The following is a 25,214-nucleotide window of genomic DNA, read 5'->3' as shown; positions in this document are numbered from 1 at the left end:
TTTTTTTCAGGCCTCCTAATCTCTTAGAAGGCCCACACTAAAAAACTTTAAGAAAGGCTGTTGCTTCAAGGCTATAAAGCAACTGCATTGTTGTAATCCCATTGTATCATCCCGATTTGCTAAATTCAACCATTATATTCGAGTAGCTTGCAGTGTAAATCGCTTTGAAAGAAATTGTATAAATCGATCAACTATATCTGGATCGTATAGTATCCCCTTATTAGATAACAATTCGTGAACTACTACATCATGACATTTAGTATGCTGATAAATTCTTCCATTTAGCATAGTATCGTAACTGTCTATGACTCTTATCATCCGAGCAAGAAGTGGAATCTCTTTGCCCGCAATTCCAAAATACCCGCTGCCATCAAAGTTTTCATGATGATATTTAATACACATTGTATAATCTGGAGGAAAGACATCAAGCTTATAAAGTATTTTTTTACCGTAGTCGGCATGGTTTCTTATCTCTGCAAATTCACTTTCAGTCAAAGGTGTAGTTTTATTCAGCAAGGAGTAAGGGATTTTAAGCTTACCAATGTCATGAAGAAGCCCCAGCACAAAAATGTCTTGAGCATTACTAAATCCTAAGAAGTTGGAGAAAGCATATAATTCATCCCCTACCCTGAATGAGTGCATATACGTATCGAGACAGTGATGAAATAAGGCTGTAACAAGAGTGTAAGTTTCTTCTAAAAGCTCCTCGTTAATTTTCTCCACCTCCTTAAAAATCAAGTCTAATTCGTTTTAGGTCTTGCTTGTTCGGAATGTAAAAAGAAGTATTAAATCCACTTTCAAGAACATCCTCTTCGACACATACCCATATATTAAATGGGAAGGTATCCAGCATTAGTTCTTGATGTATATGATTCGCAATGCTAAGGGTGGAAGCAAATATTATGATATAGGAAGTATTATCAGGAAACTCACTTACCGGAATTCTTCCATAGTGTTCATAAATGTTTTTCCAATTGAATAGTCTTTCCTTGAAATACCCAATATAGTTTTGAGTCCCTTGAACTCGATCAATAAGGAAATTCATTTGACCCTGGGGAAACTCTATGATTCCCGCTCCTAATGGTCGGTTATTTTGATGGTGAGTGGCAATTATCGGATTCCACTTCCATTTTTTTAAGATGTTCATTTCCGCCATTAAACAGCGAAGTTCATTCATGGATACATATCGTTTGATTCCACCAACACCTAAAGAATCCCAACGATTCGCGTCCATAAAGAAATCAGAATTATAATAGTGCTTTAAAAGCTTAAATCCGGCCATTCCCAAAGTAAAGGGAGCGGGTGGTTTTACTGCATCCTCTTCTCCGTGAATTCGTATTTTCCAGCGTTCAACAAACCCATTTCGGCGCAAGCGGTCTAGCCTTAAAGATGTTTGAGAAGAACTCATAATAGGCAATAGGTACCTTCGTAATTGGTTTTCGTTTGCACAAATGGCATCACCAAGAACTTTTAAGAGTGTGAAATCCTTCTCGTCTAACCTACCCCTCGTAAAATGTTCTACAACACTTTCTAAATTAGTGTAAGGGTAGTATTTCTTCGGCAAGACCTTAGTGCCTTTAAGGAAGGGGTGATCCCATAAAGGCACTTCACCTTTCTTTGTTGTGAGTAATGGATACTCCTGTGTTACTCCTGGGTTAGGCTGGTCTTGAATAAGAGCTTCCATTATTCAAACAAGAACGCTCCAACGTCCCTGCGTTTCTTTTTACCCCTTGGATATCCAGTAATGACAACTTTGGCTCTCCGATTCTCTTTATCGATGCTTCGAATGGCGCAGCTTACCACATCTCCGACCACTGGCTCCTCCAGATAATTAGGTTTAACGCCTTTTACTTCTAATCCAACATCCAGTTGAATGAAGATGCCGTGAACAGCGTCTACACCTGAAACTTTACCAGCGATTGCATTTCTGGATTGTAACGATTCTAGTTTTTCATATGGATCTTCCATTGTATGACGACGGCTGACACGTATGGTATTGCGCTCTTTGTTAAATCGAATAATCTTTACTTTGATATTTTCTCCGCGGTGAATTTGTTCTTCAATACGTCTTCCCCGCTCCCAGCTGTAATCGTCTGGGTACATAGTGCAATCAACACCATTTACACGAACGAAAATTCTTCTAGTTCTTCTATCAAAACCAGTTATCGTTCCATCAAACACAAATTCATGCAATTGGTCAGTTTCTTCTAAAACCTCAAGCTGGCTTAAAAATTTTGCCCGTTTAATCTCATCTGCCTTTTTTATGCTGACAAGTAAAATTTCTTGTTCTAAATCCAGATGGTCGATGAGGAACTCCTGCATCGTACCTGCAAATCCATTTAGGCTGCGGAACTCATGTGATGAGAATTCATGTGCCGGGCAATAAGCTGTTACCCCGTTTTCAAGCATTAGATAAGCAATTTCAGTCTCTTTATTTACATACTCTTGAGAGTCAGCGTCCAGGACCCTTGCTTTTATTACTCCTACAGAGGTAACAACCCCTTTAACAATCTCTTTATTTCTTTTATATCTTGCAAGATCATCTAGCTGCTCTTCAGATTTCCAAGATTTTGTTGTGAGTTCTTCCATTTGTATCCCTCCTGATTTTAAAAAGGCAGGTAAGCAAACAAAAAAAGTCCCCCAAAAACGAGAGTAGTGTAGTACTACTCTGGTTCTTGGGGGACTCCCATTTTAGAATAATTTAATTTTCGCTCTTGCTACCTTACCAAAAGTGTATACTAAGCGTTATAGATTTGGCAATAATTAATTTACTATAATTAACTATATTACTACTTTATTCCTCAAATACACTGAATAGAATTTCAGCCTTTTTAGAATTGTTCTTTGCTTCTTTGTCTGTTTCAGAAGCTACAGCAACCTCTGACTTTGCGGGTATTTCACTTAACTCTTTTAGTAATTCGTTTTGAAGCTGTTCCTGCTTTTCGCCTAATTGAGACAGTACTGGTCGCTGCACCTCTTTATTTGATATATTACTGTCTGACTCATGAGTTATGTTTATGCGCTCCTTTGGTAAACCCTGTGGCATTTCTTTGGACAAAACATTGACAGTGGGTTCACCATCATCGCTACTTAGAATAACACTATTAGAAGGTGGTAATGTTTTGATATCTTCTGAATTAGCGGGACTTAAAGGAACAATCGGCTCTATTGCGTCAGTATTCTTTTTTAAATCTTCCGGAACAGCTTCTAATTTGTCACTTGAAACTCCAGCTGGTATTTCAGCCTCAGGGGCCGAGTCTTTTTTATTAAAAATTGGTAGTGTAATAGGATGATCATTACCGGGATTTAGTAGAAGCGGTTCTGCCTGCTCAATGTCCGATTTCTCTAATTCTTTAATAACCTCCTCTTCATCTAATACTTCAAATTCTTCGAGAGTTTGATTCTCGGTTAACAAAACTATGCCCTTTCTAGACTCTAGCCATGTTTTAGCAGCTTCTTCATTTACCTGGATCACGGCCTCGTTAAATTCTTCCTTTGGAACAAAGTTTGCATCAATTTGCATAACCGGCACCGGCTTATTATTAGCAACAATTTTAACTGCACATTGGAATGGATTTTGGAAAATGATATCGCTTGGAGATAGGATAGCCTCCTTTTTCTTCTGATAGGAATTCCCAACCCGTAACATAGGCTTTTCTTGCAGCGGGCTGACTGCTTGTTCATTTACTCCTTCTTCAAATCTTTCAACCTCCCCGAATATTTTTGAGAAAAGTTGAGCATCAAAATCAGGAATATCCCCGTAAACCATTTTGTGTCGTAAGGTACCTAGCAAAGTATGCATATAGGTTTCTCCATACTTATCCGCTAGCTGGGCAACAGTTTGTGCTACAACGGTAACAATAACTTTATATTTACGTGACTGAGCTGGAAACTCTTTGAATGGTTGATAAATGTAATCTGGAAATTCATCTACTAAAATATGATGAAAGTTTGATATATTAGGTTTCCTTCTGAAAACTGCATTCTGAAGACTCAACAATACGAGTTTACCTAATACGTTGGATAGGCCGCCGAGTTCTCCCTTGGCCGAGTTCACTAGTAAAATACCACCTGATTCTAGATGGCGGTCAAATGAAAAATCAGATTTCCCAAATAATACTCTTCGTATTAACGGGCTTGCCCCTATGTCGTTAAGAATGTTTCTTAAACCCTGTACATACTCCGCTTTAGCATCGTAATATTCTTGCTGCCCACGAAACTCCCCTTCTTGGACAAGTTTTGGTACGTTTCCTTGACCTGCTCTTTCTGTTTTCGGAAGAAGGTTTGTGTCAAACCATTCATCTATCTGTTTTACGATAGCCCAATGATTCCGCTCATCACGATCTTCCATCAGGTCCACATTTTCTGGGAAGGTCTTTTTAAGTTTCTCATGCATTACACGAACAAGGTTAGGATTATCGTACATTTTTAACAACATGTCGAAAGTAACTTCTTGTTCAGGCTCATGCAGTTTTAGTAAATAGATATAGTGCTTTAAATGGTTCCTTTCACTCTGTTGGAAAAAGAAGTTTGCCTGACCGCCTTCTGCTAGACCCTCGATAACCATAGCGAAAGCTTCAGCCACTTTATCAACCGGTCCTTCCATAGGATTTATAGATGGAGTATTCGGATTTGTAGGGTCGATGTAAAATACTGACTCCTCTGGGATGCCATGTGCTTTTACTAACTGAAATGCCTTTTGGCAAAGGTCGTTTGAAGGCTCTATTATGCTTACTCCATTTAGGTACATACCCTTAACATCTTCCGTATGGAAGTCCTCCCTCTGATACAGAGAAGGATATTCATTTATGTAGCGGCTCATCCAATGTAAATCCTGATTAATTATAGGTAGAACCAAAGCAGCGGTTTTACCTGTACCGATACTACCAATTATGACATTGTTGAGAGTACGGTCCTTACCTGGTTGGACAACCATTTCTTTTGTGTCTGAGTCTGGCCCCAATACCACATCTGGCCATAGTTCCTTTTTGCAAATCTTAAAGAATTTTTGCAGATGAACATTCTTGTATTCATATTCCCAAAATGCTTGATTAAGTTCCTTTGAATATTGTGAGTACTGTCCAAATAGCCATAGCATACTTACGCAAGTAATTGTAGTAGGAACGAACATAACTGTTAGAAGCAATGTTTGAGTGTCACCCACCGCAATTTCTAACCATATACTTTGAACATCCATTTGATTTATGCGATTTCCTAAATACGGGATCAGGGTGTTATATACTGGTGCACTAATCAACCAAAGGAAGTGAAAAAACATTCCTAAAGCCATATTTCCAAACCAAGCAATTCTCCACCTTTTCGTTTGAAATGCTTTAAACTTTGTACTGATTAGCCATCCCACTATAAGACAGATTGCTGATAACCAGAAACCGATTCGGCCAGGTTCTGTAGAATCACCAAATAAAATAAATGATGGTACCACACCTTTAAATTGAGCAGACATTAAAAAGAAATAATTTATGGTTGCCCGGATTGTTAGATACAAAGAGAGAATACCCAGTATTGAAACGGCAATGCCCGGCAATTTTAACAGCAGTTTATCCCTCATAAAGCAACACCTTCTTCCTCTTAAATTTAGAGGTTTGCTGATAAAATGTTGATCCGTCAATACTATTTCTTTGTAGCCTTTCTAAAGAACTGAAATAGACATGATTTAACTCCCAAAGGTCACCCAGATTATCATGCAATCTCTCCTCTTCTGTTTGATAGATAGCAAGGATTCCATCGACATGACTTTTATAACGGTCTTTTTCTAAAAGCCAGTTTAAATAAGCAAGTTGGTCCAAGGACTTTACGCAGCCTTCATCCATTACTTTGATTAAAAATGTTTTTACCTTCTCTCCTTCTCTTTTCATGTCAAAATGGCCGTCAGCAAAATATGAATTTAATACGTTTCCGGTATAAAACTCTTCAGGTAGCCTTTTTACCATTGAAACATTGAGGTGTTTATTAGTTTCTAAAGCTCCAATACTTTCATTTAGTACATAGGAATGTTCCTTAGTCTTTCCTGTTAGTATGTTATAAGCTACTTTCCCTGCTCTGCTAGAAGTGACCACATGGAAATGAAGGTTAGGAATGATATGAGCGCTTGCCCTAATAACATATTCTTTTATTTGGCTTACACGCTTTTTACGTTCTTTTGGCCGATCTTCCACATAGCATAGGATGTCATCATCTGCAGAATCTATAGGGGCAATCAATATATGATGGTCTTTATGTTCTAAATTCTGAGCATTATATTCTACATACCTTTTAACTTTGTCGATGATAGTATTTGCTCTTTCATGCCCGGTATCCGATTCAATATTCAGTATTGATGAATCACTGTACAAAATCCAATCCGGTTCTACTAGAGTTGGTATTTTTAAGAGATTTTTTCCTTGTTCTTTATAAGCCTTCTTCACTTTAGTGTCATAGTAAGGAGTTTCTAATGGAGGAATTGAAGTAAACCTACCTCCCTTTTTATAAAACTCTAAATACGTTCTTATAACTATTTCTCTTGTTAAAAAGAAGTGATCAGCCGTTTTAGGATTTGGCAGCTCTACCAAAGGATAAGTTGAATTATGGATAACCCCTTCATTTACTAAAATATCAATTCCATTCTTATTCATCTGTACACATCTTAATTGGACCTTCTTCCTCCCGCTATAAACTTGTGTTTTGGTAATCTTAAGCTCGTTCCATTTCTGAAGCTTCTTGTAGACAGCACTCTTTTTCATACCATATGCCTTTAAAAGAAAGAACCTTACTTGTGAGACAGTTACTGATTTATGTAACCATATTAGCTTTAATAATTCTTTATCCTTTTCAGTTATCCATGCCCTACCATTATTGTAAGTATAGATAGACTTCTCACTCACCACTTATAGCCTCCTTTCTATGAGATAAAAAAAGACCCCGAACAAACCAAGCCTAAGCTTAGTGAGTCCAGGGTCGTCCCTTTAGATATGAAATTTCGACCTGAGTATACCATTTTATATAAGAGCTGGCAATAAAATATCGTGATATCTAGCGAATGATTATACAGGGATATACAAAGAATGGTGACCTTCGTACTTAATAAGTTTTGTTATGAAATAGCTATATTTTAGGGTACAAATCGATGTTGTAAAATCAATAGAATTCAGTCTCAATCCTTTACCTTAAACGGGGTGAAAATACGGTAAGAACTCACACTTGCTTTGGAACCCGTATTTACTATAATACCAAGACTTCAAAGTACTATTATTGGTGTACCATGGTGGAAAACTTTTGGTGGAACGATAATCTTTCCACCACAACCTTTCCACTGGTAAGTGGAACTTTACTGATTTTGTTATATCTTGAGGACTAAATATAAAATCATGGATTGAATGAAAAAGTGAATACCCCTATGTAAAAGATAGTTAGGAATCCTTTCGAGACCTCCCCACTACAGACAATCTCCTACAATCATTTTCCTTCTGGCAATGGCTCCCCGGCACTTAATACTCCGTATTCCAGTAATCGTATAAAACAATTTGCTGTTTTTACTTAAAAAAATTTATTTTAATGATAATGCTACTACATGAGCTTGAATGAACCTGAATGATTGCTAGACAACGGTAAATATGTAAGTTGAATGAATTTGAATTGTGATCGAAGATGATCATTCTTCCCTTTTTAAACAGAACTAAATTGAATTTAATGATACGAAAATGAAATATGGGGGACTTTATTATGTAAATTTTAAGGTTCATAATTAAGGTACACAATTGCGGTACACATCGAGTGTCATTGGAGGGTAGGTTTTTTCAGGAATCAAGCTGTCTGAGATTTATATTGTGTACCACAATTAAGGTACACAAGGATGGAAGGAAAGTACATTTATTTGAGATAATAAAGTATATATATTGCATTTATTTGGCTTGTTTTCTATAATGTTCCTTAAAGGTACACAAAAGAGGTCTTTTAAGGTTCATAAGGTGGTGAAGGAATGAGTGAACTTGAAGCTAAGAGTTTCAGGGACTTAGATGAGCTGGAATACGATAATGACACACTGCGATTCCTTAGAAAAAAGCTAGATGACTTTACTATTGACGTATTTAGACAGGTCGTGAAAGAAAACAAGATACATAGAGGCCTTGTTAAGACTAGGTTAGATAACTTTCATAGCAAACGAAAGAAGTATGATTCCGCTTTTTTGACTCTTGAAGCTCAAGGGTTCGTTGAGAAAAAAGAAGACGGAACCGCGACTCCCTATTTTGTTACAGTAAGAGGCAAACAATTAGCCCAACTACTTTATGAAGAAAAGTTAAGGAAGGAGCAACACATATGATGATTAAGGCTTTTGGAGAAAATGAAAAGTTAGGTGCAATTAAAGCGCTGCTATCCCCACATTTACTATCTGATGAACTAAAATCTGAAATGGATCGTTATCCTTCACAAGCAATTATTGGTCTTGGACAAGGTGGTGGCCGAATCGCTGCTGAATTATCAAGGTTTGGTTATCCAACTTTCTTACTCAATTCATCAAAATCAGATATGGAAGAACATAAAAATTTAATACCGGAAACTCATAGGATTGTAACTTCCAGTAAAGACTTTCCTGAACTTGAAGGTACAGATAAAAATGCACAGCTTGGATTTGAAATCGCTAAAGAAAATGCAGACTTATATAAAAAGGTCGCACTTGACGATGCAGTACAGGACTCAGAGTTCGTTTGGGTATGTGTTAGTTTAGGCGGCGGGACTGGTAATGGAGCGCTAAAAGTAGCATTAGCTTACCTGTCAAAAGTTAGAGAAAACAGAGCCCTACCAGGCGGGAAAATTCCTTTAGGTGTTATTTGCTCCCTGCCTTCTTCTGACGAAAGAGGTTCTGCATTTAGAAGGAACGCTCTTGCTGGTATTAGTGTAATTCAGCAGCTTATGAATGAAAACAAAATGGGTGCTGCTGTAGTTATTGATAATGAAAAAATGAAAGACTATTACGCAAATAGCCCTCTCAAAACATACGGAGGCCTTGAAATTGATGCTAAATCCTATAGCAATATGGTGATCGCAAGTGCTTTGGCAGAGATTTCATCACTACCTCTTTTAGATGGACGGTCCGTATTTGATAAAACGGAACTACTTACTACCTTATCAACTCCAGGCTGGCTATCTATATCGAAGCACAAGGAACTGAGAAATGATGAAAATATCGAATCTGTTATAGGAAATCTATTTAATAACAATGAAGTACTGGCTACTTATAAAGTTCAAAATGCAGTGGCTGGTGCTGTAGCAGTTCTATATCCTTCTTCGAAGAATATTTCACCTAAGATTGCAGATGATGTTTTCAGATATACTTCTGACTTGCTTGATACCAAAGTAAACTTATCAATATCTAAAAATAGCAAATTGGAAAACCTTACTTTATATGGCCTTGCCGTTTACCCTTCTCCCTCTGTAAGAATTCAACAGTTAAGAGAAGAATTATCGCAGTGGGAACAGTTAGAAAAAGAACAAGAGGAAGCTAAGAAACAAGCTTCTTCAGCACTAGGGTTAGATGAATTTGATGACTTCTTTTCTTCTGGAAACACTACAGTCCGTCGGAAAAAGATGACTTTAGATGATCTAGAATTTGAGGATAATGAGAATAAGCCAAAGAAAGCTAAAGTTGCCGATTTGAATGATATTGATTTTTAAAAAGACAAGCCTTCTAGGCTTGTCAGCTTGTGGAGAAAGGTATGATTTTTCCACAAGCTTTTTTTATTTTCTCAATTACTGACTTAAAAATAGGCTTTTTTTATGGAAAAACAATAGATCGCCACAATTATCCTAGCTTGGCTAGGTGAGTGGCGATCTTTTTCATATTCTGGCACGCTGCGGTGAGTAATACTTGCTCACTCGCATTGTGCAATCCCCGTAACCGGCAATAGCGAAGCCCATGCAGTTCTTTTGAATCTGCGAAGCTTCGCTCAACTTTCTCTTTTCTATATTTATAAAGAATTTTTCCGGAGAGGGAGAGTCTGTTTAGGCGCACTTTCTCTTTAAATTCTTCCCACACATGGCGTGTTAGGACCTTTTGTTTGTTCTTTGACCTTGTGCACTCCTTCAGGAGTGGGCATTCTGAACACTTTTTAGAATCAGACTTGTACTCTCTGTACCCTTCTCTTGTTGTTGTGCGATAAACTAGCTTCTGGCCATTTGGACAAACATAGATATCTTGTTCTTTATGATAGGTAAACTTCCATTTTGGAAATAATCCTTTGGTCGGCTGATATCTCCGATGTGCAATTACACCAAAAATGCTTCTGTCGTGAAGCCCTTTACAAATGGGATTCGTTAAATAACCTGAGTCGAGTGCCACTGCTTCTACTTTAAATCCAAAACGATCGATCTGACGATACAATCTAGAAAGATAAGGGATAGAGTCATGGACATTTCCAGGAGTAACATAGGCATCCGTTATGATATTGAACTTCATATCCGTTGTTCGGTGGTCTAAGTAACAGAACATTTCCTGCTTATTTTCCCTGGACATGAATCCGCAATCTGGATCGGTTGTACTTTTTCGGATTTCCTTGGTCTCTGTCACCTCCTCTCTTTCTTTTAGCGCTTTTTTCCGTGGTTTGACCTGTCTTCCTCAATAGCTTTATTAAGTTCATCTATATATTCCCGAGTTTCAATTTCTACTTCTTCACGAGTGAATTTGTGCTTGTTTGCATTCGCTTTAAGGTGAGTGGAGTCAGTAAATAAAACTCTTCCACCGACCATTTTATGACTAATGGCTTGATGGACAATTTCATCAAAGATCTCTTGAAAAATATTTGTATCTTTAAAACGAGTTCGCCGGTTCCAACTGATGGTTGAATGGTCCGGAACAGGATCATTGAGCTTCAAGCCAAGGAACCATCGGTACGCCACATTCATCTGTACTTCCCGTTCTAATTGTCGTTCTGAACGGATGCCATAAAAGTAACCAATGAACATCATCTTAAAAAGCATAATGGGGTCCGAAGGACGCCCGTTATTCTCTGAATAGAAGGGACGGACTTTCTCCCCGATAAAAGAAAAATCTATGTACTTATCAACTTTTCTTAAAAGATGATCTTCAGGGACTAAATCTTCAATAAAAACAAATTCCGCTTCATTTTGTGATTCTCTTTTCGGTTTGAACATGCCATCCACCATCCTAAGTAAAATTAATTATATTATATCAAATTAACGCGGTGAATTAATAAAGTTAATGATAAAAATAAAAGCTGTCGAGAGTTTCTCGACAGCCTGACAAGCCTTCTAGGCTTGTTTTTTTGTATTTATTCCTCCAAACTTTGTGTACCCCTTTTATGTACCTAAAAGGACCGTAAACCATCAATCCCTCGTATATCAACGTTTTATATGTGTACCATAATTAGCAACCTCAATTGCGGTACATATAAAATTATTTTTACCTTACTAATACGGTTATTACTATAAGTTAAAATCAAAGAATGCCCTTAAGTTATGTTAGGTTCGCTTTGAAATTCAAAGAAAAGACTTGTGCTGGATCCAAGACGCAAAAAAAGCTCTTAACCTGGATAAAAACCCAGTAATTCACAAAATTCATCTTCACTCAATATAACACGGACGATGTTTCATCATTCATTCTCAATCAAACGCAAACAACAAAACAAGAACCCTTATAAATCAAGCGCTATTAAGCACAAACGATATGTAGCGTTACCGTTCTTGTAACGTTAAATAGCGCTCTTTATAATTCAATTACGAAAACGATAGATTCATACATATGCGTTTGATTCAATTACGTTATTGATTTATTAAATTTCGTAAGGTAGCGTTCGCGCTGATGTTCGTTTGTGGCAAATATCGCAAGCGCTGCGAATCGTTCGGAGCTTGTTAACGCCTAATATATCAACGTTTTGAGTTGATTTATGGATATATTAAGTGTAATATTTCTTATAAATGATTGTAGAAATCTACAGTACTGGAGGTGATTGTGTGGAAAGCTTAGATATGAAAGAACTGCTTATGAAAGAATTTGAAAATGATCCTATATACAGAATGGCTGTTTTGAATGGATTAGAGGACAGCGTGTTCACAATGGGTATTCAATCAATGCATAAAGACATGACATATAGCACTGTTGAGGCAGGTCGTATTATTGAACGGTCTGACTCTACAATTAGAAATCATTTTCGTTCAGATCTAATCGAGTACATTCAACCTGAAAAGTTCGGGAAGTTTTACAGGTTAAATTATAAAAGTGTATTTCGTTTACATTTAATATTTGTATTAATGGACAAGGCCTCTAAAACTTCTGTGGATCTTCTTGCTGAGCTAGGAATGCAACCTGGTGTTTCCATGGGAGGGAATGTAAAGAGGGTTCAACGTGAAAGTACCGATCTTCAAGAGTATAGCGATCAGCTGCAGAATAATTATGAAGAACGTTTATCAACTATGGAGCGAAATCTAGGATTCCAGAGTAAAATGCTGAACATACTTAAGTACGAAAAAGATATTTCTGATATTGAGAGAAAACTAGAGAGAAAAGAAGTTGAGATAGACCAAATCAAGACAGATGCTTATATGAAGTACTTAGAAGAAAAACAAACGCAGCTGCTATCAACCTCATTGAAAAAAAGTATTCAAAAACCTTCTTTTTTAGGGCTTTTTAAGAAACCTGATATTATTGATGTTGAGCAAATTAACAAGGATGTAGAAACAAAGCTAAAAGAAAAAATGGATCAAGAAATTAAAGAGAAGATCAATATAGCAAGAAAAGAAATAGAAACACTTCAAGAGGAAAAGAGGAAAGTAAATACGTTATTACAGCAAGAGCGTGAATCTTTTTCGAATATGCAGCTCAATACTGATGTAGATGACAAAAAACTATTAAGTGCAAATATGAAATAGATTGAAATTTCCGAACATATGTTTTATAATGGGCTTACTAAAGTTGTTCATAAGGGGTGGGGCAGAGTGTTAACATATTATTTTAAAGAGAAAACAGTTAGAACAATTGATAAAGTGGTGGTAGCTGCAACCGCAGTAACTCTGCTAGCAGCTATCGCCAGGACAATCATTAATTGGTAAGTTCAATATCTCCTAAAGCTATTAAAGCTCATTCAGTAAATATTTACTGAATGAGCTTTTTTTAGTCATTATTATTGTATTTCTAATGGGTTTTTGTTAAACCTTAGCTGCGTTCTTGGTTTGAAAAATAAATAAAATACAGGGTACAACTGAACTCTAAAAAAGTTAGGTTTCAAAACCGCTGAGTAGTTAAGGTGAGTCTAAAACTTGCGGTAGTAAATTACAACAAAAAACCACTTAAAATTGGCAGTATTTTAGTTTTTAAGGAAGATACGAACATATAATCTAGTATAATATAGGAAATATAAAGGTCTGATATTAGGAGGGGAGAATGAATGCCTTACGGATTTATTAAGCATATCGAAAATAAAGGGTATAGTGAGGAAACAGTAAATAGCTACGAAAAGGTTATAAACCAATTTTTTGCCTTTATTAAAGATAAATATCCGGAGAATAAGGAACCTTTTCAAATTACCTCTTCAGACATAATCAAATACTTAGAGTATCAACGTGATATAAGAGAAAAAAGTATCTCGACAATAAATAAAGAACTTGCCATTTTAAAGACTATGTTTAACTATTTTTGGGAAACTGACAAAGTACCTTTAAGTGTTGATCCTGCAGTCAAAATCAAGAGGTTTGTTGTAAAAGAAAAGCCAACTGTGCACATTCAATTTCACGAAATTCTAAAAGTGCTTGATCTAGTTCTGCTTAATGATGAATATTCGCCGCTTAGAAAAGTATTGTTTTTATTGGCCACTAAAGGCTTAAAGATGGCTGAGTTTGGATTTACCAAGGATAAAGTTAAAGATAACGCAAATAAAGATATAGTTGAAATTCAATTGAAAAATAGAACCATTACCCTCCAGGGATCTGAAGTGGCGTACTTCCATGAGTACTTTTACTCCACTTTTTTTAATGGCAGCGAGTATGTATTTACGACAAAACATCACGGAGAGAACGTAACTGGACCTATACAGGTAATGTCCATGCAAAGTCATTTAAGAGCAATATCTCGTGATTACCTCCCTGAAGGATCTCCAGCTTTAACTCTTACTATAATTCGAAGAGCTATCGCATTTGATCTTTATTCTAAAAAAGTACCAATCCAGCTCATAGCCGCCGAATTAGGAATTGAAGAAAATACTGCATCATACTATCTGAAACAGATAGTCGAAGGAACCTATACCCAAAAAGAACTTGAATAGGCTTCAAAATTAAGTGTATAATTGTGGAAACAAAAACAAAAACAACAATGGGAAGCACCCAGAAAAACTATCTTTTATTGGAGATGGTTTTATTCTGGAGTGCTTTTTTTTTATGGGAAAGGAGCTGTAGCGTTGGAAGATAAGCAAGTTGCTAGAAACCTATTAGATTTCTCCAAAGCAGTCTTAATAGGAGAAGGAGATTTTAATTTCAATAATTCCAATGATGTATTATCTATACCTTTTAACAAACAAAAATCTTTATACTTATCGGAAGTTCTTAAGAATGAGCAGATTAGTAACTATATTGAAATTAATAGTAAAAAAGAACAGCTTAGTATACATTCACATCCAATTTTAAAAACTTTGAAGGACCAATGGTACAAAGATAATTCGAAGATATTTAGCTTAACCTTAGATCCAGGCTTGGTTACTTTAAAATCGATTATTGTCTGCATCAACTTATTTGGAATTAGAAAATTAGAAAGCATATCACTACCAACCAGTATTGATAGAGATCATCTTAAAACTCTTTCATATTGTTTAGAAAAGCATTTAAAAGTACCAGTAACACCTAGCAATAACCAAATGAAAATAACAGATATACCTAAACTTGTCACATCTGCAGTGAGTGACATCTCTGCTTTACATAGCGCAGAACTATTAAATTATCTTACTACTAAAGAAAAGAAGCTTTTGACAGAAGGGATCTTAAGATGAAAGTTAAAGCTATTTCTCTAATTCTATCTAGTTCTTTGCTGTTAACTGGATGCGGTGGTTTATTCGATAAAGAATCAAAAAGAATTGAAGCTCTAAAAGAAGAAAAGAAGCAAGGTGAACTTAAGGATAGCAAAGAAAAAGAAGAACAAGAGAAAATATACAAAGATATGGAGAGACCAGTTAATGAGGTAGTCTATGAAAATGAGTTAGATACCTTAAAAGAAGTTGAAAATCTAGACTACAAAAATTTAGAAGAGTATAAGGATGCTGCAGAGTTTTCAAAATTTGTCGCAGACGCATTGTATAAATTCTACACAGTGCAACTTTCTCCGGAAAACTATTATGAATTCCTTTTACAATATGGAACTGAGTCAGTAAAGGAATCTTTACCTTCTAAGGATGATGCTGTAACTGTATTTTCTTCATTACAGGACCTGTATCTAAAACAAAATATTAATGGCGAAAGCTACACATTAACAAATGTTACTTTTAACCGGCTTAAAAATGAAGGGAGTTTTTATCGTAAGGTTTTAACAACAAACGGGGAGGAGTATTTTATATCCATAATTCAAAAGGAAAATGGAGTCTGGAAATATGCTGATGATAGTCCTTCACCTCCATATGAAGTTCAGGATAATGCTTCATAATACTTACAAAGGAGAATTTAGATGACACAAACCACTGAGATTAATATTTATGAATACACACAAAAGAAATTAAAAGCCCACCAACAGAATAATCAAGAGTTCAATATTGATTTAGCAACAATCTATGAGTTCTATAAAAATAGATTATTACAATACGTGCAGCATGACAAAGTAGAGAAGATGGAGAATATGCTGTTTGCAGGAATTCAATCACAAATATTTAATGGTTACTTTATGGCAATGGAATTAATGCAAAACAGCGAATCGAACTTTGAGGATGATTGGTTTAAACAAGCAGAAGGGGTAATAGCGCAACAAATCCCCGATATGCTCCGAGTCGGCTCAAATAATAACCTAGAAGAAGTAATAACCATGGATAGCCTTAGAGAGTTGATCAAATGGATGGTAATTGAATATGAGGGTGTTTACCCTACCCTGATGGATATATCCTTAAATACGGCTTGTTTAGGGGCATTATGGGCTTTTAAAGACGAGGCTAATAAAAGAGGTATACATTTTTATAAGTCTCAACACAAAGGCATTATGGCTTCTCTAGATGACATTACCTTTATTAATCCTCAGAACTATCTTAGTTTAACTGCAGTAAATAGTTTAAGTGAAGTTTGGGAGATTATAAATTCAGATTATAGAGGATTAGACAAAATAGGAGAAGTAACAGTTTTGGCTGTTGATATCGGGGATAGCGAAAAAGGTCTTTTCCTGAATATCTCAATAAAAACTAGCCTAACTGATTTAGAGCAGGACAATCTTTTAGATCAAATAGTTACTAGAGCAGTTGTTATGAATACTCTTGATACAGATAAACTTACAGTTAACTTAGCTCAAGTAGACAGTTTCTTTCAATACAACTAATAAACAAGACCAAGCAGATTGCCTCTGCTTGGTCTTTACATATCTTCTTTTCGAAGTACAAAAAAGACCATCTAAAAAATGATGGTCTTATAGAAAATAATTTATTTTATTGAGTTATCGGCTCACTTCTCATATATCCTTTCTTAGAATGATAAAATATCTTATGGGTAGATACTGTTCCTAATTCGAATATTTCATTCAATACTGTGGATGCTGCTAGAGCTGAGTAACGATTAGTTATCACTCTCTGCGGATTAGAAGCAGCAAGTTCAGTACATGAAAGTTCGGACGGGGCAATTTCATCCTGGTCTTCTAAAATATCAGGAAATACAGAAGCAACTGGCTCAGAAATTACATTCCCATTAATTTTAAGGCCACATACCAATTGACCCGTAAAGCCTGATCGTTCATAAGTTTCCAACTCTTCTTCTGTCCAGGCATCTTTTGACCGGATACGGAAGTCATTGGGAACCTGGACTTCCTCATTCCCAATATCGATATATAATAGGTTATCTACTTTTTCAAAGTATTCATGGAATACCCTTCTAGAGAAATTGTTATCAACACAAGAGATTAAGATTGGTACATATGATGTACTCCAGCCATGACAACCTTCATAGTCTGTATTAAATAAATTGTCTAAGGTTTCAACATTCTCAATATAACTAGCGCTATATGTTTCAATGTTTACCTGGTAAGCTGAGCGATAACGTTTAGCTAATACTTCCGCTTTGTTCCTTTCTAAATCTTGGCGTAAACAAAGCTGGTTAGCTAGGTTCTTTTCTTCATAATGGTCATAATCAGCAATCACCATTTTGCCCCACACATCAAAAATATTGAGCATTTGAGCTACTTGCTGAATGACATAACCTCCATTACCTCCCGCTCCAACTAGCACAATATGGGTGAAAAGTCGTTTGCCTTTTGTAAAATCCACAGATATTTTCGGCATATTACTCAACCTCCACATTTGAGATATCACTAAGATAAGTCGCATAGTCATCAAATACCGGGTTTTCAAAAACATTAAAGGGATTAATATTAAAGTGTTTTTGAGTCTCCTTGTTAAATGTTCTGACGATTAAGTCCGGAAAAAATTTATCCAGGCGGCCAACTATGGCATAAAGGATAGGGGACCTTTCGTTAGCATCATCCACTGGAGAGGGGATAGCCGGCATTACATGATGAGAGTGGATCTCCATAATTTTCATTAAGTTTCTATCACCGTATTTCTCAACATAAAGCCACGCATTATCATCATCGATTGAGCAAAGCACAGAATTAACCACTTGCTTGGGAAAATCTAAGATAAATGTTCCTTTGTCTCTGTCAAGGTAGATGTCGGCATGAACCTCCGTTCCAAACTTACTAGAAAAATCTTTGGCTACTACGATAAAATCAGCCAATATGTGAAAGGGAATTTTCTTTTTCTTTGAACAGGAAGAAACCTCTGCAGATGCAGAGGTCTCCTTACAATCCACCATACCTTTCTTCTTTGCAGAAAGTACGGGTACAATAATGTTTTTCTTCTCAATGTATACAAGTTGAGTAAAGTTGGCCACAAGCTCAGGAAAGTCATCTTCTAATTTCTTTCTGAGAGCATTTTCAGAAATCGGCTCAAATGCTGATTCTTCTCCATCATCATCTTTTTTCTTCTTTTTAGTCGGAAGTCCATTTTCTAGCTCTTCTATTGAGAAATAGTTGGTAACTGGCAAGTCCATACCCGCATAGCGAACAATGGTATCAACCAGGACTTTAAATGGATCCTTTTTTGGAGCAGCTGGTGTAGAAGCTTTGGCCTCTTTCTTTTCCACATTTGATTTCCTTAATTTTTCGATTTGTTCTTCTCGCTTTTTTACGGCGGCTGCTTTTGCAGCTTCAAGCTTAATTACTGCCTCATCCTCAATATCAAACATGCTAAAAATATCAGTTTGTTCTACCTTTGTCATTGTTTATTTCCTCCAATTAGTTTTTTTAAAAATTTCCAAGTATAGACTCTTTTAAAGGAACAAGCCATTCATCGTTAAAATCGTTGTCCTTAAGTACGGTAAAAAGCTCTCGTATTGTTTTTCCATTAGACGTCTTTGACCCATAGTCATCCCCGAACGGTGCCGCAAAAAAGATATTATGAAAAGTACTTAACTGAGATAGAGTTTTAATAGGAGGGAGTTCATTTCCACCCATACATACCTTTGTATCTGTGTTCACATTTGAAAAAGGAAACAGAAATAAAGGGGTTTCATCAGTTAGTATCCCTTGCTCTTGCACTGCTACAATGTTAGATAGGATTACTTTAGTGTCAGACACTGAGTATTTAAAAATCATCCTTGGGAATCCCACCTTCTCAAAAGCCTGAGAATGATAGGTAATATCCCACCGCCTTTTCGGTATCTCAATGTATACTTCATGCTGTTTAGCAGCTCGATTCACCCATACATGCTTTATGCAATTTTGCGGTAAAATAGGAGTTGAAATGTTTTCTCCACCTGCACTAGATTCCGATAGGATCCGGATTAAATCTGATAGAGTCATTTTATATAAATCCTGGATGAGACGGTTTTCTATTTTCACCATCTTGTCCAAGCTTTCTGTCTTTCCATCAAAACGGTCAGATAATCGCAGAACCTCTACATAACCTTCATAGTCATCAATTTTGTCAGATAGCTTGATAACATAATCCATTATCTGTCACACCCTCAATTTGTATATAAAAATCCTCTACTAATCTAGTAATTCTAGCCACTGCCTCAGCCGCTTCAAAAAATACACTTGTAAAATAAATTGCCAAGACCAATCCATATTCCTTATGGAAACTCATATCAAATTCAGTAAGATCTCCGTAAAGTTTGGATAATGGCTTTTTTAGCTTATCTATCTCACCCGTATCTAGTAGCTTTTGAACCTTATCATTGTTTAATAAATATAGCCGCTCAGGAGTAGAAGAAATATTAGATTCTTTAGCAATGGTTTCTAGTTTGTGTTCATCTTCATAATCCAGCTGTCTGAATGTTGGATAAAGTGCTTTTAATCCAGCTTCTAGAATCTCGAAAGATGAACCATCATAACCACCTGGATACACAATGTAATCCGGAAATTCTTTCACATTAACCCCTAAATCGTGCCAAATCTTTAATGTAAGAAAATTGCTTATTGATTCATCGTAAGCGTATTTTTCTTCTGCATCTAATAACATTCTCATGCCAATTCCTCCTTAAATGAAATCATCTTCATTCTCATAAACCTTGTTATTACATTTGGTTAATGAATAGATCAAGTCATCCCAGGCAGCGTTAATCTCCCATAGATTGTCTTTAATAGAGACTAAATCTGCCTGTGTCATTTCATCATCGTAGTGGGGGAGGAAATAAAACTCATAAAAAGCTCTAAGACCTCCGTTTAGATTAAAAGAATCAAAATCCACCTTTTTGGTAGGAGTATGATTCCATACATATTGAATGACTTTGGCTACTCCTTCCTCTTTCTTTTCAGAGGTTTGCTTTTTAATTTGCTTATAAGGCTCCAAAAGTTTTTCTACTTTATGAAAGTCAATCTTCAAATTAATTCCCCCATTAGAAAAGGAGGGAGATAACTCTCCGCTCCTTACTGTGTTCTAACTGGTAAGACCAGCTGAAGCTCTTCATACTCAGATTCACATGGAGTTAACAAGAAAGGTCTCATTTCTCCGTTGAACTTGAAACTTATGAATTCGTCATCGATGGCTTTTAAAGCATCAACAATGTATTTTCCCGAAAAGCTAATCGTGAAATTATCTTCGCCTTCTAAAGACTCATAATCTACAACCGATTCACCTTTGCCTGTTTGAGCGGTATAAGAAGAAATAGTTGCTGCTCCGTTTACATGAAGTTTAATTACTCCTCCTTGTCCATTGTCTGCATTATTAGCAATCCCGCGGATTATTTCAATTTCATCCAGGAACACTTTCCGATTAATCTTCATTTCCGCTTTAAAATCTTGCGGAATGAGACGGGAAGTATCAGGGTAGGTGCCTTCTAACAAACGACAATAGAACACCAAGGAACCACTTCTAAAGATGAGCTGGTTTTCTGATTCACAATAGATATGGACATCCTCCTGTAAATCAAATGTTTTATTCAGCTTATCAAGCGATTTCGCAGGAATAACAAACTTTAAATCCCTATCTGAAGTGTTTCTCACCTGGACTTTACCCAACCGGTGAGAATCGGTACAAACCATTTGCATACAATCTCCAGAAAGGTCTAGGCATACACCGGTTAATATAGGGCGTATTTCAGAATCAGCCGCAGCAAATCCCGTTTTCTTGATTAGATTGCTAAGGTCAGTGCCCTTTAAGAACAGGGTAGATTCTTCAATAGCAAAGTCGGGTAACTTTGGAAACTCTTCCGGGTCAAACGTATTCAAATTAAACTTAGACCGGCCTGATTGCAGAAGGAGGGTAAAACCATCAAGCTTTAAAGTAATGTCCTTCTTGAATCTTTTTACTGTTTCGGTCACTTGTTTAGGTAATACCGTTTTCCCTGGCTCACATATCTCAACGTTTTCACCATCCACAGGTACGTGAAAGCGGAATGATTCATTACTGTCAGAACCTATAAAAATAAGTTCTTCATTTGTAGCTTCCATGTAGATTCCTTGTAATATAGGGATATTGTGTTTGGCGTTTACTACCTTCTCTACCTTTTTTAAAGCATCAGACAAAACAGAATGATTAATTTTAATATGCATTGTTATTCCCCCAAGAGTTGTTTTTTTATAAATAAAAAAGCACAAAAGAAAGATAGAAAAATCTTCTTTAGTGCCTCTCCACAATTAAGCGATTTTAGTTAAATTTCCACTTTGAAGGTCCTCTTTAATAAAAGTAGCGACTTCTTTAACATGATCCTTCGTTAGGTGTATAAAGCAGCTAAACAAACTCTCAATCTTCACATTAGGAAGAAGAATTTGTACATATCTCAATGAATCACTTAAAGCAACTTTATAATTATTTGTGATAAGAACCAGGTCATTAACCGGCCTCAAAACACCATAAAATGCTCTAAGTTCCTCTTCTGTTGCTTTATCAAAAATATTTTGTAGTGACTTGCAAGCAGAATTTTGGGTCACCTTTTTGAACAGCGGAATAATAAATTTCGGTTGTTCTTTCAGACCCGTAGTTTCTAAATACTCACCAATTACCTTTAAACAACGAGAGCGGTTAAATTCTTCCTTTTGATTCTTTTGGTTAGTTTCTTTAGGAGGTTGTTTTCCGGTGTTTTTCTGTACAGAGTCATTTTTATTACTCTGCTTAGATTGGCTATTTTCTCTTTGGTATTGCTTTTCAGGCTTATTTTGAGGATCCTGAGAAGCATTTCTACAATTTCCTTTCTCATCAGCAGGCAAAGCCCAATCTGGAAGCTTTGGTGGCATCCAATAACCCTTAACATTAGTTTTCTTGTCGTTTATATAGTTGGATCCATCACGTTTATTATCAAAAACTTGTACGTAATTCTCTTCCAATCTATAATACCGATAGGTAAGCCAATTCTTCAGCACTACCCGTTAAGATTGACTTTTCCCCCGGTCCACACCGTACGTGAGACTTTCACCTCATACGGCGCTCCATCTACTTATCAGCTTGTGCGAATTTTCTTCCTGAACCGTTCCAGTTTCTTAAGTTCCTTATTATTCAAGATGCTGCTCATATCTACTGCGGTGTGTATAGCCTTGTGGATTTCCTTATGAACACAAGCCAAGTTTGGCAGTTTGTTAACTTCTTCTAGTGGAAGATTAGGGTCAATGTGGTGAACATGCAGGTTATGCTTCCCGAGAGGGACTCCTGTAATTCTACATTTACCTTTATCTCTGTTGAACGCGTATGCTCTGTTCATAAAATATTCAAAGTTGTATCGTGGCGAAGTAACAAGTTCTTTCCTAATTTTCTCAAGAAGGGATAAGCTTGTTATTTCATCATGCCTGATACCGATTTCCCTAGTTCCTTTTCTTTTTTCGATTAATGCTCGACCGAAAGGAGAATAGGGGGTTTCGTCTTGAACTTTTTGTTTGAACAGGTTTTCATTCATTTTTGCTAGATTGAGAAGCATTATGCCGACAAATCCAACTTCGGTTTCGATAGCCAAAGTTTTCTGTGTCCGTTCGGGATATTTGACCGCAAGGTTGACACATTTATTGGTAGATTGTAAGACTCCTCCACGTTTGGCAAGAATGTTATAAGTTTTTATTCTTAATTTATAACCTTCTTTATCCATAATGGAAGTATCTGTTGCATATGAATAATAATTTACTAGACCTCTAACCTTTGAGTTGTAGGCTAATATTAGCTGTGCGTTACTCAGTTTGTCATGATTTAACTTTTTATTAAGAGAGGTGAGTTCAGCTCTGAGTTCCTTTACTTTGCTCTTAATCTTCTTATCGGAAGGGGTAACATGACTGATGTATCTAGTCTTTTTATCTTTCTTCCTTTTACCTTTTATTCCTTTTAGAACTACCTTGTATTTAAATCCTAGAAATTCAATTGGACTCGTTCTGATGTTGGTGATTTTCGTCTTTTCTTCAGAGAGTTCTAGTTTAAGTTCCTTCTGGAGAAAATTTTTAATAACAGTTTTCCATTTATGCGCGTTGGATTTGTTATTTGTGACCAAAATCCAGTCATCAGCATATCTGATTAGATAGCCTGGTTTGAGTTTAGAAGATTTTAGAGCTCGTAATTTATGGTCGTGTTTTGAATATTTGTGTTTAGTGGTGAACTCTTCAAATTGCTTAGCAACCCATTTGTCAAAGTAATGCAGATATACATTAGCTAGGAGGGGGCTTAAAATGCCTCCTTGTGGGGTTCCAATGTCATTTCTGACAATATTTTTGAAGATACCAGCTTTGAGAAATTCAGTTATTAAGCATAATATTCGTCTATCTCTGATACCCATATTCCATAATTTCTTTATTAGGATTCTATGGTTTACTTTGTCAAAGAACTGACGAATGTCACCCTCCACGATCCAGTGGTACCCAGTACGGTGAACAAGGACTTTGATTCTTTCCAGAGCATGATAAGTAGTTCTTTCAGGTCTAAACCCGAAACTATATTTAAAGAATTGTGCCTCTAATATAGGTTCCAGAACTTGTTTCATCATTTGCTGGATTATTCGGTCCTCTAATGTAGGAATACCCAGAGGTCGTTGTCCGCCGTTAGCCCTTGGAATAAACACACGTTTTATGGTATGTGCCTTGAAATTCTTAATTCTATCGTGGATTAACTCAATGAGTTTTTCCTCGGATAGTTTTAAGTAGTCGCGTATTGTTTTTCCGTCGACTCCTGGTGTCATAGAGCCCCTATTGCTCTTCAGTGAATGTATCGCTGTGACAATATTGGGTTTTGACATCATTATTTCAAGGAGAGATGTGTGTTTTACCTTGATATTGTTTTCCAGTTGCTCTCTTGTTCTTGAGTGCAGCTTGTCTAATGTGCATCTTAATTCTGATTCTGATTCAAGAGTGTATTCTAGTTTTCGCACCATATTGCATCACCTCTTAATGAGATTTTGCTCTAAGGTTTAGTCGGTTACTGTTACACATTCCTAGAATAATTCCGCTTTTGCTTGATTGTAGACTCGGGCCCTTCCCTTCGGTTACATTACATAACCCTCATCAGTACTATGACCCTGCTGCCATTGGTGTAAAGGAATTTCAGTATTGTTTCAATACCTTATATCCACGAACCGGTAATTAACCACCGTATTGCGTTCTCACCAACTTCAACTGTTCCGCATGTTCTAGCCTTGCATATAACCTTAGGATTCACCTTTATGCCGTCAGTTACTAATGAATTAATCGTAATGTGGTTCATTAGATGAATAGGGGATAGTCCCTATCCGTAGATTTGATATATTTGATTATCATTTCCACAACTGAAAAGGTAGGGGTTTACCTCCTCCATATTTCTATGGAACGGATAGTATCGACATGTACATTCGGTGATTCGTCAGAATCTGTGATTCATTCTATCCATAGATATTTTATGGCATCCCGATTACTTCTCTTACCATGTTCCCACAGGAATTTAGGCTCGATTTTCACCGACTTCAACGGGCTTATAACAATAATAGGGTTATCTATTATTGCTATCCGTAGGATTAGACCTTTTCAAGAATTTACGATATTCTTGCAAGACTCACTTCCAAGTCTTGTTAGTCAAACATGCAGTTGGAACATTGTTGTTCCCTCGCTTTTATATAGTGTGTTTCCACAACTTTTTGTGCGAGAACAGTTCACACCAAATACCTTCCAATGCCCCACTGAACTGCAGCTCTTTTCATTGCACTTGAAAGGCCACCTTTCAATGATTCAAACTGAGTTTGCTCTGCTCCATCTGATTTTTTTATCCATTCGCCATCTACATAACATGAGATTGTACAAAGGACTCCTTGCATAAAATCAGAAAAATCATTTTGCCAACCAGCTGGTCCGAATACTTCATCTAATCGATTTTGAATTGCTCGATTTGTGACATAAGCTAAGACAAAGGCATATTTTTTACCATTGCTTTGACCACTTCGACTGACACGCCATTCAATATCCTTTGAAGGAAAAGGCGCTTGCAGATTTTGCATAACTTCCTCCATGCTACAATCTTTCTTCACAACAACAGCCCCTTAAAGTTTTTTAGAACTTTTCCACCACTTATTTTTCGCTCCATTAACGCAAAAAAACCTCTGAG

At 36.5% G+C, this 25,214-nt stretch carries 22 protein-coding genes; 7 read left to right on the top strand and 15 right to left on the bottom strand.

Going from position 1 to position 25,214, the window contains the following annotated elements; all coding sequences use genetic code 11:
* Nucleotides 1–132: 132 nt before the first annotated feature.
* From AC0VZ9_RS27605 to AC0VZ9_RS27585, 5 genes are all read right to left on the bottom strand, one after another.
* The gene (locus tag AC0VZ9_RS27605) at nucleotides 133–723 is read right to left on the bottom strand and encodes an HD-GYP domain-containing protein (protein WP_159868162.1); all 591 of its coding nucleotides are present in this window, start codon (nucleotides 721–723) and stop codon (nucleotides 133–135) included.
* A 4-nt stretch (nucleotides 724–727) separates the two neighbouring features.
* Nucleotides 728–1,684, bottom strand: coding sequence for a hypothetical protein (locus AC0VZ9_RS27600; protein ID WP_159868165.1), 957 nt, complete (start codon nucleotides 1,682–1,684; stop codon nucleotides 728–730).
* Complete coding sequence (locus AC0VZ9_RS27595; RefSeq protein WP_009336099.1) at nucleotides 1,684–2,589, bottom strand: S1 RNA-binding domain-containing protein; 906 nt, start codon at nucleotides 2,587–2,589, stop codon at nucleotides 1,684–1,686. The genes AC0VZ9_RS27600 and AC0VZ9_RS27595 overlap by 1 nt, the downstream gene beginning before the upstream one ends.
* A 205-nt stretch (nucleotides 2,590–2,794) precedes the next feature.
* Entirely contained in the window at nucleotides 2,795–5,569 is a 2,775-nt protein-coding gene (locus AC0VZ9_RS27590; protein WP_159868168.1) for a type IV secretory system conjugative DNA transfer family protein, read from the bottom strand.
* Nucleotides 5,559–6,881, bottom strand: a complete 1,323-nt coding sequence (locus tag AC0VZ9_RS27585; RefSeq protein WP_236566287.1) for a hypothetical protein — start codon at nucleotides 6,879–6,881, stop codon at nucleotides 5,559–5,561. The genes AC0VZ9_RS27590 and AC0VZ9_RS27585 overlap by 11 nt, the downstream gene beginning before the upstream one ends.
* 1,094 nt (nucleotides 6,882–7,975) lie before the next feature.
* Between AC0VZ9_RS27585 and AC0VZ9_RS27580 the strand changes: the two genes are divergently transcribed.
* Both AC0VZ9_RS27580 and AC0VZ9_RS27575 read left to right on the top strand, forming a co-directional pair.
* Entirely contained in the window at nucleotides 7,976–8,317 is a 342-nt protein-coding gene (locus AC0VZ9_RS27580) for a hypothetical protein (protein WP_009336102.1), read from the top strand.
* Nucleotides 8,314–9,669 (top strand): FtsZ/tubulin family protein, encoded by a 1,356-nt coding sequence (locus AC0VZ9_RS27575; protein WP_113885130.1) that lies wholly within the window; start codon nucleotides 8,314–8,316, stop codon nucleotides 9,667–9,669. Before AC0VZ9_RS27580 ends, AC0VZ9_RS27575 begins: the two co-directional genes overlap by 4 nt.
* A 127-nt stretch (nucleotides 9,670–9,796) precedes the next feature.
* On the opposite strand, the gene AC0VZ9_RS27570 is transcribed toward AC0VZ9_RS27575, so the two are convergent.
* Nucleotides 9,797–11,145 (bottom strand): IS1182 family transposase gene (locus AC0VZ9_RS27570; protein WP_475397538.1). Its coding sequence is split into 2 segments (ribosomal slippage): nucleotides 9,797–10,581 and nucleotides 10,581–11,145, totalling 1,350 coding nucleotides; the frame shifts between segments, so codons are not numbered across the junction.
* An 819-nt stretch (nucleotides 11,146–11,964) separates the two neighbouring features.
* On the opposite strand from AC0VZ9_RS27570, the gene AC0VZ9_RS27565 reads away from it, so the two are divergent.
* The 5 genes from AC0VZ9_RS27565 to AC0VZ9_RS27545 all read left to right on the top strand — a co-directional run bounded on the left by AC0VZ9_RS27565 (nucleotide 11,965) and on the right by AC0VZ9_RS27545 (nucleotide 16,504).
* Nucleotides 11,965–12,879: a hypothetical protein gene (locus AC0VZ9_RS27565; protein ID WP_159870457.1), complete on the top strand. Its 915-nt coding sequence runs from the start codon at nucleotides 11,965–11,967 to the stop codon at nucleotides 12,877–12,879.
* Between the two features lie 515 nt (nucleotides 12,880–13,394).
* On the top strand, nucleotides 13,395–14,267 hold the full coding sequence (locus tag AC0VZ9_RS27560; RefSeq protein WP_019379635.1) for a tyrosine-type recombinase/integrase: 873 nt from the start codon (nucleotides 13,395–13,397) through the stop codon (nucleotides 14,265–14,267).
* Nucleotides 14,268–14,399: 132 nt separating this feature from the next.
* Nucleotides 14,400–14,984, top strand: a complete 585-nt coding sequence (locus AC0VZ9_RS27555; protein ID WP_159870460.1) for a hypothetical protein — start codon at nucleotides 14,400–14,402, stop codon at nucleotides 14,982–14,984.
* Nucleotides 14,981–15,631, top strand: coding sequence for a hypothetical protein (locus AC0VZ9_RS27550; RefSeq protein WP_159870463.1), 651 nt, complete (start codon nucleotides 14,981–14,983; stop codon nucleotides 15,629–15,631). The genes AC0VZ9_RS27555 and AC0VZ9_RS27550 overlap by 4 nt, the downstream gene beginning before the upstream one ends.
* A gap of 21 nt (nucleotides 15,632–15,652) precedes the next feature.
* Nucleotides 15,653–16,504: a hypothetical protein gene (locus tag AC0VZ9_RS27545; protein WP_009336108.1), complete on the top strand. Its 852-nt coding sequence runs from the start codon at nucleotides 15,653–15,655 to the stop codon at nucleotides 16,502–16,504.
* A gap of 106 nt (nucleotides 16,505–16,610) precedes the next feature.
* Here AC0VZ9_RS27545 and AC0VZ9_RS27540 read toward each other — a convergent pair whose 3' ends face one another.
* The 9 genes from AC0VZ9_RS27540 to AC0VZ9_RS27500 all read right to left on the bottom strand — a co-directional run bounded on the left by AC0VZ9_RS27540 (nucleotide 16,611) and on the right by AC0VZ9_RS27500 (nucleotide 25,107).
* The gene (locus AC0VZ9_RS27540; protein ID WP_159870466.1) at nucleotides 16,611–17,456 is read right to left on the bottom strand and encodes a ThiF family adenylyltransferase; all 846 of its coding nucleotides are present in this window, start codon (nucleotides 17,454–17,456) and stop codon (nucleotides 16,611–16,613) included.
* A gap of 1 nt (nucleotide 17,457) precedes the next feature.
* Nucleotides 17,458–18,453, bottom strand: coding sequence for a hypothetical protein (locus AC0VZ9_RS27535; RefSeq protein ID WP_159870469.1), 996 nt, complete (start codon nucleotides 18,451–18,453; stop codon nucleotides 17,458–17,460).
* 25 nt (nucleotides 18,454–18,478) lie between these two features.
* Nucleotides 18,479–19,186 carry a hypothetical protein gene (locus AC0VZ9_RS27530; protein WP_159870472.1) on the bottom strand — a complete coding sequence of 236 codons (708 nt, stop codon included), beginning with the start codon at nucleotides 19,184–19,186 and terminating at the stop codon, nucleotides 18,479–18,481.
* Nucleotides 19,161–19,703, bottom strand: a complete 543-nt coding sequence (locus tag AC0VZ9_RS27525; protein WP_159870475.1) for a hypothetical protein — start codon at nucleotides 19,701–19,703, stop codon at nucleotides 19,161–19,163. The genes AC0VZ9_RS27530 and AC0VZ9_RS27525 overlap by 26 nt, the downstream gene beginning before the upstream one ends.
* A 12-nt stretch (nucleotides 19,704–19,715) precedes the next feature.
* Entirely contained in the window at nucleotides 19,716–20,060 is a 345-nt protein-coding gene (locus AC0VZ9_RS27520; RefSeq protein WP_159870478.1) for a hypothetical protein, read from the bottom strand.
* A 44-nt stretch (nucleotides 20,061–20,104) separates the two neighbouring features.
* Nucleotides 20,105–21,229 carry a DNA polymerase III subunit beta gene (dnaN, locus tag AC0VZ9_RS27515; RefSeq protein ID WP_159870481.1) on the bottom strand — a complete coding sequence of 375 codons (1,125 nt, stop codon included), beginning with the start codon at nucleotides 21,227–21,229 and terminating at the stop codon, nucleotides 20,105–20,107.
* An 84-nt stretch (nucleotides 21,230–21,313) separates the two neighbouring features.
* On the bottom strand, nucleotides 21,314–22,000 hold the full coding sequence (locus tag AC0VZ9_RS27510; RefSeq protein WP_201306615.1) for a hypothetical protein: 687 nt from the start codon (nucleotides 21,998–22,000) through the stop codon (nucleotides 21,314–21,316).
* A gap of 113 nt (nucleotides 22,001–22,113) precedes the next feature.
* Nucleotides 22,114–24,015: a group II intron reverse transcriptase/maturase gene (ltrA, locus tag AC0VZ9_RS27505; RefSeq protein ID WP_159870484.1), complete on the bottom strand. Its 1,902-nt coding sequence runs from the start codon at nucleotides 24,013–24,015 to the stop codon at nucleotides 22,114–22,116.
* Nucleotides 24,016–24,765: 750 nt separating this feature from the next.
* Complete coding sequence (locus AC0VZ9_RS27500; protein WP_236566335.1) at nucleotides 24,766–25,107, bottom strand: Rad52/Rad22 family DNA repair protein; 342 nt, start codon at nucleotides 25,105–25,107, stop codon at nucleotides 24,766–24,768.
* Nucleotides 25,108–25,214 lie beyond the last annotated feature (107 nt).

The sequence above is a fragment of the Cytobacillus sp. QJM3NY_8 genome, from assembly GCF_056173585.1.
The sequence above is the reverse complement of the archived record's forward strand: the minus strand, read 5'-3'. Positions and strand labels throughout refer to the sequence as shown.